Annotated in this window: 18 protein-coding genes and 2 pseudogenes; 9 read left to right on the top strand and 11 right to left on the bottom strand. The window is 62.6% G+C overall.

The annotated features are described in order from the left end of the window. Positions 1 to 27 precede the first annotated feature (27 nt). Positions 28 to 1,167 carry a hypothetical protein gene (locus tag AR689_RS15545; protein ID WP_231745547.1) on the bottom strand — a complete coding sequence of 380 codons (1,140 nt, stop codon included), beginning with the start codon at positions 1,165 to 1,167 and terminating at the stop codon, positions 28 to 30. Between the two features lie 475 nt (positions 1,168 to 1,642). On the opposite strand from AR689_RS15545, the gene AR689_RS15540 reads away from it, so the two are divergent. Further along, positions 1,643 to 2,122 carry an NUDIX hydrolase gene (locus AR689_RS15540; RefSeq protein WP_062073830.1) on the top strand — a complete coding sequence of 160 codons (480 nt, stop codon included), beginning with the start codon at positions 1,643 to 1,645 and terminating at the stop codon, positions 2,120 to 2,122. Here AR689_RS15540 and AR689_RS15535 read toward each other — a convergent pair. Continuing rightward, entirely contained in the window at positions 2,117 to 2,896 is a 780-nt protein-coding gene (locus tag AR689_RS15535) for an SDR family NAD(P)-dependent oxidoreductase (RefSeq protein ID WP_062071559.1), read from the bottom strand. The genes AR689_RS15540 and AR689_RS15535 overlap by 6 nt on opposite strands. 80 nt (positions 2,897 to 2,976) lie before the next feature. Between AR689_RS15535 and AR689_RS15530 the strand changes: the two genes are divergently transcribed. Both AR689_RS15530 and AR689_RS15525 read left to right on the top strand, forming a co-directional pair. Continuing rightward, the gene (locus AR689_RS15530; RefSeq protein WP_062071557.1) at positions 2,977 to 3,603 is read left to right on the top strand and encodes a TetR family transcriptional regulator; all 627 of its coding nucleotides are present in this window, start codon (positions 2,977 to 2,979) and stop codon (positions 3,601 to 3,603) included. After that, complete coding sequence (locus AR689_RS15525) at positions 3,591 to 4,157, top strand: hypothetical protein (RefSeq protein ID WP_156424615.1); 567 nt, start codon at positions 3,591 to 3,593, stop codon at positions 4,155 to 4,157. Before AR689_RS15530 ends, AR689_RS15525 begins: the two co-directional genes overlap by 13 nt. A 24-nt stretch (positions 4,158 to 4,181) precedes the next feature. Here the strand turns inward: AR689_RS15525 and AR689_RS15520 are convergent, their stop codons facing one another. From AR689_RS15520 to AR689_RS15510, 3 genes are all read right to left on the bottom strand, one after another. Continuing rightward, on the bottom strand, positions 4,182 to 4,964 hold the full coding sequence (locus tag AR689_RS15520) for an alpha/beta fold hydrolase (RefSeq protein ID WP_062071554.1): 783 nt from the start codon (positions 4,962 to 4,964) through the stop codon (positions 4,182 to 4,184). Positions 4,965 to 5,030: 66 nt separating this feature from the next. After that, positions 5,031 to 5,222 carry a helix-turn-helix transcriptional regulator gene (locus AR689_RS15515; protein WP_062071552.1) on the bottom strand — a complete coding sequence of 64 codons (192 nt, stop codon included), beginning with the start codon at positions 5,220 to 5,222 and terminating at the stop codon, positions 5,031 to 5,033. Between the two features lie 13 nt (positions 5,223 to 5,235). Continuing rightward, the gene (locus tag AR689_RS15510; protein ID WP_062071550.1) at positions 5,236 to 5,673 is read right to left on the bottom strand and encodes a hypothetical protein; all 438 of its coding nucleotides are present in this window, start codon (positions 5,671 to 5,673) and stop codon (positions 5,236 to 5,238) included. Between the two features lie 82 nt (positions 5,674 to 5,755). Between AR689_RS15510 and AR689_RS15505 the strand changes: the two genes are divergently transcribed. The 3 genes from AR689_RS15505 (at position 5,756) to AR689_RS15495 (ending at position 7,656) form a co-directional block, all read left to right on the top strand. Further along, complete coding sequence (locus tag AR689_RS15505; RefSeq protein ID WP_197412903.1) at positions 5,756 to 6,427, top strand: helix-turn-helix domain-containing protein; 672 nt, start codon at positions 5,756 to 5,758, stop codon at positions 6,425 to 6,427. 82 nt (positions 6,428 to 6,509) lie between these two features. Continuing rightward, positions 6,510 to 7,043, top strand: coding sequence for a VOC family protein (locus AR689_RS15500; protein ID WP_062071547.1), 534 nt, complete (start codon positions 6,510 to 6,512; stop codon positions 7,041 to 7,043). Between the two features lie 40 nt (positions 7,044 to 7,083). Then, complete coding sequence (locus AR689_RS15495) at positions 7,084 to 7,656, top strand: MOSC domain-containing protein (protein ID WP_062071545.1); 573 nt, start codon at positions 7,084 to 7,086, stop codon at positions 7,654 to 7,656. A 181-nt stretch (positions 7,657 to 7,837) separates the two neighbouring features. Here the strand turns inward: AR689_RS15495 and AR689_RS15490 are convergent. The 6 genes and pseudogenes from AR689_RS15490 to AR689_RS15465 form a co-directional block, all read right to left on the bottom strand. Next, positions 7,838 to 8,287 (bottom strand): annotated as a pseudogene (locus AR689_RS15490) (MFS transporter); the annotation flags it as partial. A gap of 115 nt (positions 8,288 to 8,402) precedes the next feature. Beyond that, complete coding sequence (locus tag AR689_RS15485) at positions 8,403 to 9,803, bottom strand: MBL fold metallo-hydrolase (RefSeq protein WP_062071543.1); 1,401 nt, start codon at positions 9,801 to 9,803, stop codon at positions 8,403 to 8,405. A 138-nt stretch (positions 9,804 to 9,941) separates the two neighbouring features. Continuing rightward, a complete protein-coding gene (locus AR689_RS15480) occupies positions 9,942 to 10,283 on the bottom strand; it encodes a thioredoxin family protein (protein ID WP_062073829.1) in 342 nt (113 codons plus the stop codon). 276 nt (positions 10,284 to 10,559) lie between these two features. Continuing rightward, positions 10,560 to 10,901, bottom strand: a complete 342-nt coding sequence (locus AR689_RS15475; protein ID WP_062071541.1) for a rhodanese-like domain-containing protein — start codon at positions 10,899 to 10,901, stop codon at positions 10,560 to 10,562. A gap of 22 nt (positions 10,902 to 10,923) precedes the next feature. Continuing rightward, entirely contained in the window at positions 10,924 to 11,682 is a 759-nt protein-coding gene (locus tag AR689_RS15470; RefSeq protein WP_062071540.1) for a sulfite exporter TauE/SafE family protein, read from the bottom strand. Beyond that, positions 11,679 to 12,296, bottom strand: coding sequence for a rhodanese-like domain-containing protein (locus AR689_RS15465; RefSeq protein ID WP_062071538.1), 618 nt, complete (start codon positions 12,294 to 12,296; stop codon positions 11,679 to 11,681). Before AR689_RS15465 ends, AR689_RS15470 begins: the two co-directional genes overlap by 4 nt. Positions 12,297 to 12,419: 123 nt before the next feature. Here AR689_RS15465 and AR689_RS15460 point away from each other — a divergent pair, with 123 nt between their 5' ends. From AR689_RS15460 to AR689_RS15450, 3 genes and pseudogenes are all read left to right on the top strand, one after another. Continuing rightward, positions 12,420 to 12,677: a metal-sensitive transcriptional regulator gene (locus AR689_RS15460; RefSeq protein ID WP_062071535.1), complete on the top strand. Its 258-nt coding sequence runs from the start codon at positions 12,420 to 12,422 to the stop codon at positions 12,675 to 12,677. A 34-nt stretch (positions 12,678 to 12,711) separates the two neighbouring features. Further along, positions 12,712 to 13,128: a DUF302 domain-containing protein gene (locus AR689_RS15455; RefSeq protein ID WP_062071533.1), complete on the top strand. Its 417-nt coding sequence runs from the start codon at positions 12,712 to 12,714 to the stop codon at positions 13,126 to 13,128. 215 nt (positions 13,129 to 13,343) lie between these two features. After that, positions 13,344 to 13,696: pseudogene (locus AR689_RS15450) on the top strand (recombinase family protein); the annotation flags it as partial. Positions 13,697 to 13,727 lie beyond the last annotated feature (31 nt).

Genomic DNA, 13,727 nt, shown 5'->3' with positions numbered 1-13,727 from the left:
CGGGTTTGGTGCATCCGGACTGCCGGTCTAAGGAACCAGAGCCGTGACAGCCGAGTACTTGGCCACCGTGGTGTAGCCGGCCTTGGTACCAGTAACCCTCACGCGGATGGAGTCAGCTTGGTCTGCACTCACCAGCTTGTAGTTCTTGGCGGTTGCACCAGCAATTGCAGCACCGGAGCGGTACCACTGGTACGTCAAGGTAGTCCCGGACGTCCACGTTCCAGGGTTGGCCGTCAGCGTTGAACCCACTGCGAGCGTTCCGGTGATGGTGGGGGTTGGGGCTACCAAAGTCCCTGCCACCACTGCTGCTGTGGGAGCGGATTCCCTCGTAGCTGTGGCATAGCCGGCTTTGCTTCCCGTCACACGCACCGTCAGGGTGTTGCCTTGGTCCGCGGCGGCAAGGACCCGGGTGGCAGCGGTTGCGCCGGCAATCGCTGCACCGTTCCGGAACCACTGGTAGCTCAAGGTTGTTCCCACGGTCCAGGTCCCCGGTGATGCAGTCAGTGTTGAGCCAACAGCGGCCATGCCTGAGATGGTGGGTGTTGGTGCCGTGAGCTGAGCCTGACTGGCAGGTGTGAAGGAGAAGTCCCGAATGGTCACAGTTTCGGGAGCTACGTGCGCCGCATCCCCGCCGCCCCCACCGGTCACCCACAGGTTGAAGTGAATTTGTTCCTTGGCTGGAAGCGGGACAGTGGAGCCTTCCAGAACAGTCCGCTTCAAAAGAGTTCCGTTGTAGCCCTCACCCGCGAACGTCTCATAAGTCAGTTTGCCCGGTTCCCACACCATCCTGTGGGTCAGGATGGGAGCGTTGGTGACATCAAAGGTGACAGTATTGTTTCCCTGCCCTGGAGGCAAGGTGGCATCAAACCAATATCCGTGCCCTTGGGTCACCGGCCAATTCTCACCATACGCTGCGCCCCCGCCCCAAGCTGAGGCCTCACAAAGGTCAATTTCCGTGTACCCGGGCTCCGCATTGGGGTCGTACGTGAACAGGCAGCCCCACACCACCTCCTTCTGAAGGGAGCTGACATCCTTTTCCACGGTGGTGCTATAGGTGCCATATCCGAAACCCTCACGCGTGGACTGGAATTCAGCTCCCATCGGAGCCGAGCCCGTGGGGTTGCTGATGGAGAGCTTGACGTACCCGTTAGCGTCCGGATTGCTCACATTATTGGCATCCCAACTCGCGTTATACATGGGCGCCCCGCCCCAAAAACGCTTCTGCCAGTTGAACCCTTTCCAAGCAAAACTTCCCACCGGGCCTGGATCCTCAGCCATGGGCGTGGTGTCCGCCGCATGTGATGGGCCTAGTCCCGTGAACATCGATAATCCGACCGCCACAACGACGGCCAAACCCATTGCTTTTCTTCCCCCATGTGGAAGGAGCCTCACTGACAATGCCATAGCTATATCCTCCTGCTGATGCGCCCAGACCCGTCACCGGCTGATGCCGGTGACCGCAACGACGTTCCACCCCCGAGGAACGCCTGTCCTCGATTATCAAGTAGCCAGCGCCCAGCCGGAAGAGAAATGAAAAAGAAACTATCCACACCCCACCAAGGTGATAATGCGACCAACCCCACGGGTAGCCTTAGCGTGTCTTGGAAATCCTTCGTGCATCGCACAAAACCCGGGAGGGCACATCAGTATTCGCAGCGCGGGCATCCTCCTTTACCGACGAAACACGGCCGGGAAACTGGAGCTATGGATAGCTCACATGGGCGGTCCCTTCTGGGCCCGCAAAGATGACCACGCCTGGTCCATTCCCAAGGGAGAATTCCCGGAGGATGAAGACGCTTTAGTGGCCGCACAGCGGGAATTCACCGAAGAAATAGGCACACCACCTCCGGCGACGGATTACGAACTGTTGGGCGTTTTCAAGCAGCCCTCCGGAAAGCTGATCACCGCGTTCACCGCAGAAGCCAGCGACTTTCAGCCTCAGGAGATTATCAGCAACACCTTTCCCATGGAGTGGCCAAAAGGCTCGGGTGCCATCAAGGATTTCCCGGAGATCGACGACGCCAAGTGGTTTGAGGAAACAGTGGCCCGGACCAAGCTCGTCAAAGGGCAATTGCCCATTGTGGACGCACTGGTCCGGCGCCTTGGTGAGAGCTCCCTATAGAGCCGACCAGCCGCCGTCGGACGCCAGAATGGCGCCGTTAACGTTGGTGCCGTCGTCACTGAGCAGGAAGGTGATGGAAGCGGCCAATTGAGCTGCGGTGGCGGGCGTGGGAACTGTTGCCTGCATCAGGGGGCCGAGGCGTTCGGCAGCGAGCTGCGAGCCCCAGTTAGCCACAATGTTGGTGGTGGTGGGACCGGGAGCCACAGCATTGAACCGCAAGCCCTTGGGACCGTACAGAACTGCGGAATTCTTGGTCAGGCCCACCACCGCATGCTTGGACGCCGTGTAAGCAGCACCGGCAGCAGAACCACGCAGGCCGGCCTCCGAAGCGACGTTGACTACTGAGCCGGACCCGGCCTCCAACATGAGCGGCACCACAGCGCGGGTCAGGCGCATAAGGGCCGTGACGTTGATGCGGAAAACACGCTCCCAGAGCTCGTCATCAACCTCGTGAATAGGAGCAAAGTTGTCCATGATGCCGGCAACGTTGGCCAGGGCATCTACTCGGCCGCCCGCCGCAGCCACAACGGCCGAAACGGTTTCTTCAGTGGAGATGTCGCCAGCCACCGGAACCATGTCAAGGCCGGCGTTCTCCTCTACAAGAGCGTCCAGACGCTCCTTGCTGATATCTGCAGCAATGACCCTGCCGCCCTCTTTAGCAATCCGCAATGCGGTCGCGTGACCGATTCCTGAGGCTGCGCCCGTGACGATGATGGTCTTGCCGGCGAAACGGCCGGAGGTAACGGCCTCCTGCCATGAAGCGTCGTTGCCCATGATGTCCTTCCGATGATTGCTGGCTGATCCCACCAGCTTATGACACTCTGTGTCATTATGTAAGAGTGAATACTGGAGGAATGACTTCGGACGACGCCAAACCCCCGCGCCCCAGCGGTCGGCCCGCCACCATCGACCCCGACGCCGTGGCCGGACTGGCCTTGGACCTCTTCGCTGAACATGGCTACGAGAACACCTCCATGGAGGACATCGCCAAAGCTGCCGGAATTGGGCGCAAGAGCCTGTACCGCTACTTCACCAGCAAGGCCGATCTCGTGTGGGGTGGCACCGAACCCGTAATTGAGGCCTCGACGCGGGCCTTTGACTCCTTCCACAGTCCCGGAAAGTCCGACGGCGGCGTGCTGGCCGGGCTGCGCGAGGCAACCATTGCCGGGGTCGCCGTCATTCCGGACTTGGCGGTCACACGCGGTCGCCTTCGACTGATCGCCGAGCACCCCGAACTAACCAGCCGGAGTTACGAGTCCTTGGCGCCGCAGCGTGAAAAAGCTTTGGCCTTTCTCGTCGAGAGCGGCCTCACCGACTCCGCGGCGCGGTTTGTGAGCGCCGCATATCTTGCGGTGACTTTTGAGGCATGGCTGCAGTGGGCCGCGGGCTCGGAGCCAGACCCGACCCCATACCTGCTGGCCGCGCTGGAGGTTTTGAACGTTCCGTTAAATAAGGCAGGAGTTAGCCAGTGGAAGCATTAACGGTGCTCTTTGATGTGGCCAATGGAGCAGCATCATTGGCGCCCCTGGCGACGTTCGGAGTGGCCTTGGTGGCTTACTTCGCTTACCGCCAGAAAACCAAGGCCGACAAGCGGGACCAATGGTGGAAACGGGCGCAATGGGCAATCGATGCAGCACTGGATCAGGAAGATCCCCAACGCAGACTTACTGGAGTAAGTGTTCTAGTACACATGGTTGACAGTGACCTTGCCACAACCGAGGACGCCGACCTCATGAAGATCGTCTCCATAGCAATCCAAGATGAAGAACTCGAAGAAGAGCTTGATGACGAGGAAGGTGAGAGCGGAGTAGACGACACGCAAGACGTCAGCCAAACTTTGAACAAGGAGATGAACATGGCTAAGAAAACAGCAATCGATACATCCCACCGCCCATCAAGCGGAGGACGGTACGAGGTGCGCCTAGTATCCCGCAATAAGACAGTCACTGTCTCGTCCCCCGTTCGGGCCAAGATTCTCGAACAGACCGAGAAGCTGATCGCTGCTTCAGAGCGCAAGGCTGGACCGTCCAAGTAGCACACCGATTCAAGAGTCTTTGGATTATGAGCTACTCTTCCGGTGGATGAATTGCCGGATCCACTCAACCGTCTCAGGGTGGTCCAGATGCAAGCCATGACCCGCTCCGGGCAGCCGCACCAGCACAGAGCCACGGATGTGCTCGCGCAGAAGGAGTGCGTTGGGCAAGGGCGTCAACGCATCTTCAGTACCGTGGAGGATCAGCGTCGGGGCTTGGATTTCGCTGAGCCGACTCCAAGCATCGTGCTCGCGGCTTGCGGTGAAGTGGCGCGCCTTAGCCCACGCCGAAGCATGTGAGTTGAAGAACGTGTGAGCCGCTTCGGGATTGTTCAGGACCCAAGCAGCCTCGAAGAATAGCGGCTCAAGCCGGGACATGTCACCACTGACCAGCGCTTCCAAGGCCGCCCTCTCAGGCTGAGTTCCGGCGTCGGGCGACTTTCCGCCACTGGTTGCTGCGAGGATCAGCGTGCGAACCTTCTGCGGATAATCCACTGCCAACCACTGCCCGACGCGACCACCCATCGAATGCCCGTACACGTGTGCTAAATCCACTCCGGCTGCGTCGAGAACGGACACCGCATCCTCCGCGAGCAGCCTCGTGGTGTAGCGCTCGGCGTCGCCCTTCCCACTCCGCCCTATCCCCCGGTGATCAAAGCGGATGACGCGGTAATAGCGGGACAGAAGCTCCGCCGTCGGGCCCCAACCGTCCATGGACGTGGCCTGTCCGGCGATCAGCAGCATTGGCTCGCCCTCGCCTTCTGAGGTCCAGGCGAGTTCAGTACCGTCGGCGGCCTCAGCAAAGTTCACCGTGCCACAGTATCCGGACAGCGCTCAAAGCGCTGCGGCGCAGGACACAACGCCTCAATCAGCGGCTCAATCAGCGATAAAGATGTCCTCGATCCTGCAGTCAAAGGTCCTGGCAATCTGGAACGCCAACGGAAGAGAGGGATCAAACTTCTCCCTCTCGATGGAGATCACAGTCTGGCGGGAAACTCCGAGCGCCGCAGCCAGATCCGCTTGTGTCCAGCGCCGTTCGGCGCGACGCTCCGCGAGGTTGTTCTTCATGTCAGCGGAACCTTCACTTCAGCGCACGGTGGCGAATAGCCACGTACCGCAGGCCGGCGTCAGTCGCACTCAAGGCAACCAGACCTAGAAGTACCGGAAGCGCATCCATGTCGAAGCGGCCGATGGCCAGCACCAGCGAAGCGACCACGATAACCACAAGGACATCCAGGAATGCCCCCGCTCCCGCTTGGCGCATCCACTGCAGTTCCACGCTTTGTTCACCGTGGGCATCGCGGGCCGCCGTGTGGTTCGAAACGAAGACCTTGGCTCCAAGCGACATCGCCGGATAGGCGGCGCATAGGGCACCTATGCCCGCTGCAAGCCAGAAGTCATCCGGATTTGATGCTCCCACCGCGACGGAAACTGCAAGTGTCAGGATGACGCCGAGGACGATCGCCAGGACGTAGTGGTGGACTGGCGTCCATCGTGATGTAAAGGATGCTTTACTCATATCTGAAGTAAAGCACCCTTTACATTGCAGGGCAATGGTCTTCCATCGCGTGAACCAGTTAGCCGGGCACACTAAGCTGGCGATGATGTATGAGCAGAAGCCCAGCTCGTCGCCCGCCATCAACTCAGTGTGGCGGGCTTTCGTTGAAGAACCAGATATCTACACGGACCCGGCCAACGAGTTCTGGGGCCTGGCCTTCACGCGTCACAGTGACGCAACGCTCCGAGCGGAGCTGATCGGCCCGTCCTTGCAGCCGCGGGTTCTCGAGAGCATCCAAGGCGACAACTACTGGGGCGTTGAATTCCGGTCCCATGTGGTCATCGATGGCGCGTCGAAGCAAAGCATCCTCGGGGAAACCGTGGAGCTTGCGGTGGACGGAGACTTCTTCGAATTCCTCGGACGGCAGTACAGCATCCCGGAGTACGAAGGCCTGGAGGCTTTCGTTGGGCGTCTGCTCGACGACGGCGCAATCGTCAGTCGCGACGACGTCGGCCGGTCCCTGGCTGGCGACATCGGCGGATACTCGCCGCGCAGTTGGCAACGCCATATCCGTTGGGTCACCGGCCTGAGCCGTAAACAGATCGAACAGCTGGAACGAGCACGCGCCGCCTTCTTTCTGCTTCAGAGCGGGTACTCCGCGAGCTCAGCCGCCGCGGCTGCGGGGTACGCGGACCAAGCCCATATGTCCCGCTCTTTGCGTCTGCTCCGATCTGAAACTCCGGCACAGATCATTGCCCGCCACGTCGCGGATTGAGATGGCGTTTTTCTTCAAGCCAACCAGCACACTACGTGGCTGACTTGTAGGTACCACTCACCAACGTCAAAGGGTCACCACTATGAGCATTCCCCAAGCCCCGGAGGGGTACAACACGGTCAACTCCTTCATCATCACTGAGGATGCGCCTGGGATGATCTCTTTCCTCACCACAGTCTTCAGGGCACAAGCGATACCCGAGGCCCACACCCTTGACGACGACGGTCTGATCCTTCATTCCGAACTCAAAGTAGGCGACTCAACGGTGATGGTGGCTGAGAGGAAACCGGACTGGCCGTTCACCCCCAGCCTTTTGCAGGTCTATGTGGATGATCTTGACGCGACACTGGCAAGTGCCATTGGTCTTGGAGCGACCGTGGTGACTGCTCCCACCGACTTCTTCGGCGATCGCCTTTCGCGCGTCGTGGACCCCTGGAGCAATCTGTGGTGGATCTACCAGCACAGCGGGGAAGCGCCTGAATGGGTTGACAGTGCCACTGACTGGGGCGACGTGAGCCCTGACAATGAAGACGCCTCCTGGGCCGCAGAAGCCAGCCCGGAACTCGTGTACATCCACGACACCTTGCTCACCACCATGAAGGGCCTGGGGCGCTGATGGCGGTGCGCTCCCAGCCAGCTGGGGCTAGCGTTAAGGGATGACCGCTGAGTACAGGTACGACGTCGAGGTACTGCACCTTTTGGTGTCACCGTCCCACGCCTATTTTGGTCGCGCCAGGGAAGGAGCGGCAGACGTTCCCACTGCTGACGCCGAGCAGGCTGAATTGGTGACGGGCAAAGGCATTGTTGGCGATAGGTTCTTCGGCAAGGCCGCACACATGGACGCCGCGGTGACGCTGTTTGCGATGGAAGCCCTCGAATCCATCGCGGCCGATCTGGGGGCCGGGCCCTTCGATCCACTGCTGACCCGGCGGAACGTCATCCTTCGGGGAGTAGAGCTGGCTCCCTTGCTGGGGCATGAGTTCACTCTTGAATCGGGCAGAGATGAGGTGCGTCTGAAGGCAGGACGCCCTGCCCACCCCTGCGCCTGGATGGACCAGATGCTCGCCCCGGGCGCGCACAAAGCGATGCGGGGGCGGGGTGGCGTCCGGTGCCAGGTGGTTGCCGGCGGCTTGCTGCATCGCGGGCCGGCAGTGTTGGTCAGTCCGGTTCCGCTCGATCCCACCAAGGCCGGGGATGCCAACGTGCTGCGGCCGTCGCGGTTGCCGTAGTTTCCGTCGGCCCCAGACTCTCTTTTGCGGTTACGAGGAACCCAATGCAACCCATCAAGGTTGACTTTAGGTCCCAGTACCTTCAAAGAATGCCGTGCCCTTAGCAGGGAGCTGAATGAGATCGGTAATGGTTGACCAGCATGCCGGCTGTGATGAACCATTTGCGGACCCAGCGGTCGGAGGCGGCTCCGAGCAGGAGAGGGGCAGGGCGGAGGCCGTAGGTGGCGGCCAGGTAGCCGGTCCCCAGCCCGGTCACGGCGACGCCCAGGTAGCCGGCAGCCTCGTTGAAGCCCATGGCCAGGCCGCGCTGTCTTGGGCCGCCGAGGTCCATCTTCATGATGACCGCAGTGGACGAGGTGAGGCCTTGGCTGATGCCTAGGAGCACGTTGGCGACCACGATCCAGGCCCAGGACTGGCCGAACGCCAGGATGTAGGTCAGCGCCCCGGTGTAGAGGTCGAGGTGGAATTCCTGGGAGGCGAGCAGGGGCAGGACCGTTCGTTCCTGACCGAGGGTGCCGCCGACCAGGGCGTTGACGGCAACCAGCAGCATGAATTGGGCCAGGTTCTGCCGCAGACCCAGCAAAGGACCGACAGAACTGGAAGCGAGGCGGGAGTGGCTGCTGCCCTGCATGTGTTCTCCATTCCAGGACACAAGGGTGGCCCGGGCGCATCGGGGAACGCGACCGGGCCAGGGCCCGGGCAGCACGGGGGTCCTGCAGGGGCGGTTTTGGGGTAGTGCGGCGCGGCTAGGCTGCGGAGACGCTGTTGTGCCAGGCGTTCCATGCGGCGTAGCTGCCGTCGAGTTCGACGACGTCGTACCCGGCGCGGCGCAGGGCGCTGGCGGCGACGGAGTTCCGCACGCCCGATTGGCAGTACGTCACGATGGTCCCTTCGCCCGGGAGCTTATCGAGGTGCCACATGATTCGTCCGCCGCTGAGCTGGTACGAACCGGGGATGTTGCCGGCGATGTGCTCGCTGCGGTTGCGGACATCCAGGACCATGGCCGCGTCGAAGCCCTTGAGCTCTTCAGGCTGGATCAGCTTGGGTGTGAAAGTGGGGAGCCCTTCGATGCTGGTGAGGTAGCCGGCGACGTTGTCGATGCCGACCCGGACCAGGTGGTCCCATATGTCCTGGGCCTGTTCCTGGTCCTGGGCCAGGAGGACCAAGGGGTTCTTGTCGGTCTCGGGGTTGACTACCCAGGCGCCGTAGCTCGCCACGGACTTGCCCGCCGGAACGTTCAGGGACCGCGTCACGGTGCTTTCGTGGACTTCGCTGCTGGGTCGGGTGTCGACGAAGGTCAGGGTGTCGGCTGCCAGGCCTGCGGCGACGGCTTCGCTCGAGAGTTCGCGCAGCAGGGTCCGTTCGCCTATGACGGCGGGGCCTTCACGGTTTTCGCGCTTCATGCGGCCGAAGTAGGCGTGGGCGTCTGGCTGGCCATCTAAGAGTTCATCGATGAAGCCCTGCTCGTCATTGGCGGCGAGGTAGGGACCCCACCAGGAGTAGAGCCGCTCGTATCCCACCGTGGAGGACGGGATGGCGCCGAGGGCCTTGCCGCAGGCGCTGCCGGCGCCGTGGGCGGGGTGGACCTGGACGTAGTCGGGCAGGGTGAGGAACTTGTCGCGCAGGCTGGCGAAGAGCTGCTTGGCGCCTTCGAAGCGGGTGTCGATGCCGCCGGCTGCCTCGTCGAGCAGGTCTGGCCGGCCCAGGTCGCCGGAGAAGACGAAGTCTCCGGAGAGCAGGTAGCCGGGCTGGTCGCTGAACGCGCCGTCGGTGACCAGGAAGGACAGGTGTTCGGGGGTGTGGCCGGGGGTATGGAGGGCCTTGATGCTGATGTTGCCCAGGGCGATTGTGTCGCCGTCGTAGAGCCGTTCGCCCTCGAACTGGTACTGCCAGTCGGGTCCGCCCTCTCCGGAGACGTAGATCTTGGCACCGGTCGCAGCGGCGAGTTCGCGCGTGCCGGAGAGGTAGTCGGCGTGAATGTGGGTCTCGGTGACGGCCACGATCTTCATGCCGTTTTTCGCGGCAAGCTCCTGATAGACGGCGATGTCGCGGCGGCCGTCCACCACGATTGCTTCGCCCTTGGCTTGGCAGCCGATGACGTAGCTGGCCTGGGCGAGGTCTTCGTCGTAAATGCGCTCGAAAAGCATGTGGTGCTCTCCTTCAGGTGGGAGGGAAATTGTTGTCTCTGGTACTGAGTTTAGATACCCCATGGGGTATTTTACAAGGGGACTTCCGCCAAGGTGATTCCGCATCGGTCCGGCTGGTCAGGCGTGCTGGTGTCCGGCTTAGGCCCGAAGTTTGTCCATGTCCAGGTTCTTGACGGCCTGGATGACTTCCTCCAGGCCGGTGGCGTTGAGCGCTCCGGGCTGGGAGAAGACGAGGGTCTTGTCCTTGAGGGCCATCAGGGTGGGGATGGACGTGATGTTCGCTGCGGCGGCGAGGGCTTGTTCGGCTTCGGTGTCCACCTTGGCGAAGGTGATGTCCGGGTGACGTTCTGCGGCGGCGCCGTAGGTGAGGGCGAACATGCGGCAGGGGCCACACCAGGCTGCCCAGAAGTCAACGAAGACGATGTCGCTCTCCTCCAGGGTCTGGGCAAAAGTTTGCTCGGTGATGTCGATGGTTGCCATGGTCTGCAGTCGTCCTTTCGGGCGGGATTTGGTGGGTCCCCGGGGTGGGTTTAGGTGGTGGGGAGTCCGGCGCGGGTCCAGTTCGGCCAAGCGGGCCTGCAGTTGGCCCATGGGGATGTGTAGGGCGCTGGGGATCATGCCTTCGGCGACTTCGAAGTCTTCGCGGACGTCGAGGATCCGGGCGGCGAAGCGGCGTTGGTCGGTTTCGGTGATGGTGATTTCAGCCATGATGGTTTCTCCTTCGAAGTGGTTTTTGGCTTGGTGCTTAGTGGTTGTTCAGCGGACGGGTTCGCCGGTCTGGCGCCAGGCGGCCATGCCTCCGCGGACTGAGTAGGCGTCGTAGCCGTTGGCCGCGAGCAGCCGGGCTGCTGAGGCGGAGCGCACGCCGGAGGCGCAGACGGCGATCACGGGGCGGGTTTTCTGGATGCCGGCCGTGCTGGACTGCAGCCGGTCCAGTGGAACGTGCTTGGCTTGCGGCGCCCGGCCGGTCCGCCATTCCTGCGTCGACCTGACATCGATCAGCGTCGCCCCGGAACTAAGGAGTTCTTTGGCCTGGGCCACGGAGATCGTCTTGTAGGGCCTACTGAAGGCTTTTTTGAGGGAATCGATCAGTCCCATGGTGTTCTCCTTTGTGGATGGATCAGGCGGTGACGGTGCCGGCGGTCACCCACGCCGCGACGGCGAAGATGAGTACCGCGAACGAAATGCGGATGTGCTTGTCCTTGAGCCGGCGGGCCAGCCGGGCGGCAATGACCGATCCCACGATGGCGGGGACCGCGAATGCCAGGGTGGTGGTCCAGTCAATGGTGTAGCCGGCGGCGTGGGCGCTGAAGCCGGCGGCGGAGTTGACGACGATGATCGCCAGGGACGTGCCGACAGCCTGTTTCATGCGCAGACCCAGGAAGATGGTCAGCGCCGGGGTGATCAGAAAGCCGCCGCCCACGCCGAGCAGGCCGGTGAGGAACCCGACGAGCAGGCCCACCCCCACGGCCTTGGGAGCGCAGGACCGGAAGGCCCGGTGCGGGCCGGTGCTGCAGGAGCCTTCGGTTTCGCGGGTCTTCATGAGCATCCGGATGCCCGCGGCCACCATGATCACCGCAAATGCCAGCATCAGAATCCTGGGATCCAGCAGCTTGCCTACGGCAGCACCGGCCCAAGCCGCCGGGACGCCGGCACCTCCCACCAGGGCGATCACTGGCCAGTTCAGGTCCTCGCGGATCCTGGGAATCAGGGCCGCCAGCGAGGAGATGCCCACCACCAGCAGTGAGGTGGGGATGGCCTGGGCGGGGCTCATCCCGACGCCATACACCAGGGCCGGAACGGCGATGATGGACCCGCCGCCGCCTACTACGCCCAGAACGACGCCGACGACGAGCCCCAGTCCCAGGGCCGGAATCATGCCGCAGCGCCCGCTTCAGCCGGCTGCACGGGCAGGGCCAGGATGGCGCTTTCGCGGGTCGGTTCCTTGGCGGCCTTGTTCCACGGCATCGCCGAAATAGCCTTGCCCATGGCGCAGGTATTGGTGGCGGCCGAGAACGTTAGCCCGGTGCCGATGACCCCGGCAAGCGTCCGGACCTTCGGGGAAACGAACCTGCCTCCGGCCAGGCCCAGCACTACGAGGGAACCGGCCACAAGGCGGACCTGCCGTTCCAGATCCCAGCGGTCCTTGCCCTTGACCACACTGCCGCCGGCGGCAGCGAAGCCGGGTGCCCCGCCGGTCAGGACATACGCCGTGTCAATCCCGGCCTTGGCAAGACGCTGGCGGGCCTGCTCGGCGCGGACGCCGGACTGGCAGACCAGGACCACGCGGGAGCCCAGCCGGGCGGCGAGCTCGTCGGTGTGCTCGGAAAGCAGCGGCAGCGGCACGTTGTAGGAACCGCGGATATGCATGGACTCGAACTCAGCAGCGGAACGCACATCAATCACCACAAGATCCTGATGCTCCTTGATCCAGGACTGCAGGACTTCAGGGGCGAGTGCGGTAACGGCTGCTGCTTTGGACGGGGGCGTCATGGGTGGCCTCTCGGAAGGGGGCGGGTGGATACCCCACCGAGTATTACAGATACCCCAGGGGGTATGCAAAACACCGGTGGGGGTATATTGTTGAAGGCAGTACCTCATCGATGGAGAACCCTTATGGAACTGAACCCAACCGAACTCACGCCCGTGATCAACCGCCTTAAGCGCGCCCAGGGCCAGCTCGCCGCTGTCACCCGGATGCTCGAGGAAGGCCGGGACTGCAAGGACGTCGTCACCCAGCTGGCCGCCGTATCCAAAGCCCTTGACCGGGCCGGCTTCGCCATCATCGCCACAGGCCTTGAGCAGTGCATCGTCCAGAAGGACGCCACCATGGACAAGAAAGACCTGGAGAAGCTCTTCCTCTCCCTCGCCTGACCAAACCCCTGTTCGAGCCATCCAAAGGAGAACAATGACGTACACGCTCAGCACGACCATCAATCTCCCATGGGACGAAGCCGTGGAACGCACCCGGGAGGCATTGGCAGCCCAGGGATTCGGGATCCTCACCGAAATCAACGTCCGGTCCACGTTCGAAGCCAAACTGGGTGCCGAAGCCGCTGAGGCGGTCGGTGACTACGTGATCCTCGGTGCCTGCAACCCCGCCCTGGCCAGCCGCGCCCTTGCCGTCGAACCCGAGATTGGAGCGCTCCTGCCCTGTAATGTCGTCGTACGCCGCGGCCAGGATGCAGGAGTCACCACCATCGAGGCGATCGACCCGCAGACCATGGTCCAGCTCAGCGCTGCTCCTGCCGTCAAGGAAATCGCCGACGACGCCGGTAGCCGCCTCCGGAAGGCACTCGCCGACCTTGGCGCAGCGACCAAGTAGAGATGTCCCTACGGGCACCTGGTCCGTCAGTTCTAAGAGCCTCTGCATGTGGGAGATCGGCGGCCTTCCGGCCCACGTACCTTTAGTACACGACGTGGTTGTTCTTGCACCACTGGCAGGCCTAATGGCGGTGATCTTCGCACTCTGGCGCCGCAGCAGAGCCTATCTGGCCTGGCCCCTTGCGAGCAGCTGGCGATAGCAAAACCCGCGTCGGCGTCAACCTGCTGAGAGAACGCGGCGTCCAGGTCCGATCCATCTCAGACGGCATAGACCCGGCAACCTCGACGGGTCGGCTGATGCTGAACATGCTCGCCACGTTGGCAGAATATGAGCGCGAGCTGATCGTCGAGCGTGTAAATGCCGGCATCGCCGCTGCCGGGCAGAACCGAACACGCTTTGGCCGGCCGCTGACGGATCCGCTTGTCATTGCGGACAAGCTCGCGATCGCGCAGGATGCCCGGGCGAAGGGACGCACTGCGGAGGACCGGCCCGCCTCGTGGGCTGGAGCCGTGCGACTCTTTACCGCCACCAGCAAGCCCTCGCCGCGCGCGAGGGCATCACTATGTAGGTGTTCCTGACGGCGAAGAGCGCTGGAGAGT

The organism is Arthrobacter sp. EpRS71 (assembly GCF_001512285.1).
Lineage (GTDB): Bacteria > Actinomycetota > Actinomycetes > Actinomycetales > Micrococcaceae > Arthrobacter.
The sequence above is the reverse complement of the archived record's forward strand: the minus strand, read 5'-3'. Positions and strand labels throughout refer to the sequence as shown.

Coding starts and splice junctions, on each gene's coding strand:
- AR689_RS15535 (WP_062071559.1), bottom strand. CDS start 2,896: ATGGGCAACGACGCTTCATGGCAGGAGGCCGTTACCTCCGGCCGTTTC.
- AR689_RS15530 (WP_062071557.1), top strand. CDS start 2,977: ATGACTTCGGACGACGCCAAACCCCCGCGCCCCAGCGGTCGGCCCGCC.
- AR689_RS15515 (WP_062071552.1), bottom strand. CDS start 5,222: ATGAAGAACAACCTCGCGGAGCGTCGCGCCGAACGGCGCTGGACACAA.
- AR689_RS15510 (WP_062071550.1), bottom strand. CDS start 5,673: ATGAGTAAAGCATCCTTTACATCACGATGGACGCCAGTCCACCACTAC.
- AR689_RS15505 (WP_197412903.1), top strand. CDS start 5,756: ATGATGTATGAGCAGAAGCCCAGCTCGTCGCCCGCCATCAACTCAGTG.
- AR689_RS15500 (WP_062071547.1), top strand. CDS start 6,510: ATGAGCATTCCCCAAGCCCCGGAGGGGTACAACACGGTCAACTCCTTC.
- AR689_RS15495 (WP_062071545.1), top strand. CDS start 7,084: ATGACCGCTGAGTACAGGTACGACGTCGAGGTACTGCACCTTTTGGTG.
- AR689_RS15485 (WP_062071543.1), bottom strand. CDS start 9,803: ATGCTTTTCGAGCGCATTTACGACGAAGACCTCGCCCAGGCCAGCTAC.
- AR689_RS15480 (WP_062073829.1), bottom strand. CDS start 10,283: ATGGCAACCATCGACATCACCGAGCAAACTTTTGCCCAGACCCTGGAG.
- AR689_RS15475 (WP_062071541.1), bottom strand. CDS start 10,901: ATGGGACTGATCGATTCCCTCAAAAAAGCCTTCAGTAGGCCCTACAAG.
- AR689_RS15470 (WP_062071540.1), bottom strand. CDS start 11,682: ATGATTCCGGCCCTGGGACTGGGGCTCGTCGTCGGCGTCGTTCTGGGC.
- AR689_RS15465 (WP_062071538.1), bottom strand. CDS start 12,296: ATGACGCCCCCGTCCAAAGCAGCAGCCGTTACCGCACTCGCCCCTGAA.
- AR689_RS15460 (WP_062071535.1), top strand. CDS start 12,420: ATGGAACTGAACCCAACCGAACTCACGCCCGTGATCAACCGCCTTAAG.
- AR689_RS15455 (WP_062071533.1), top strand. CDS start 12,712: ATGACGTACACGCTCAGCACGACCATCAATCTCCCATGGGACGAAGCC.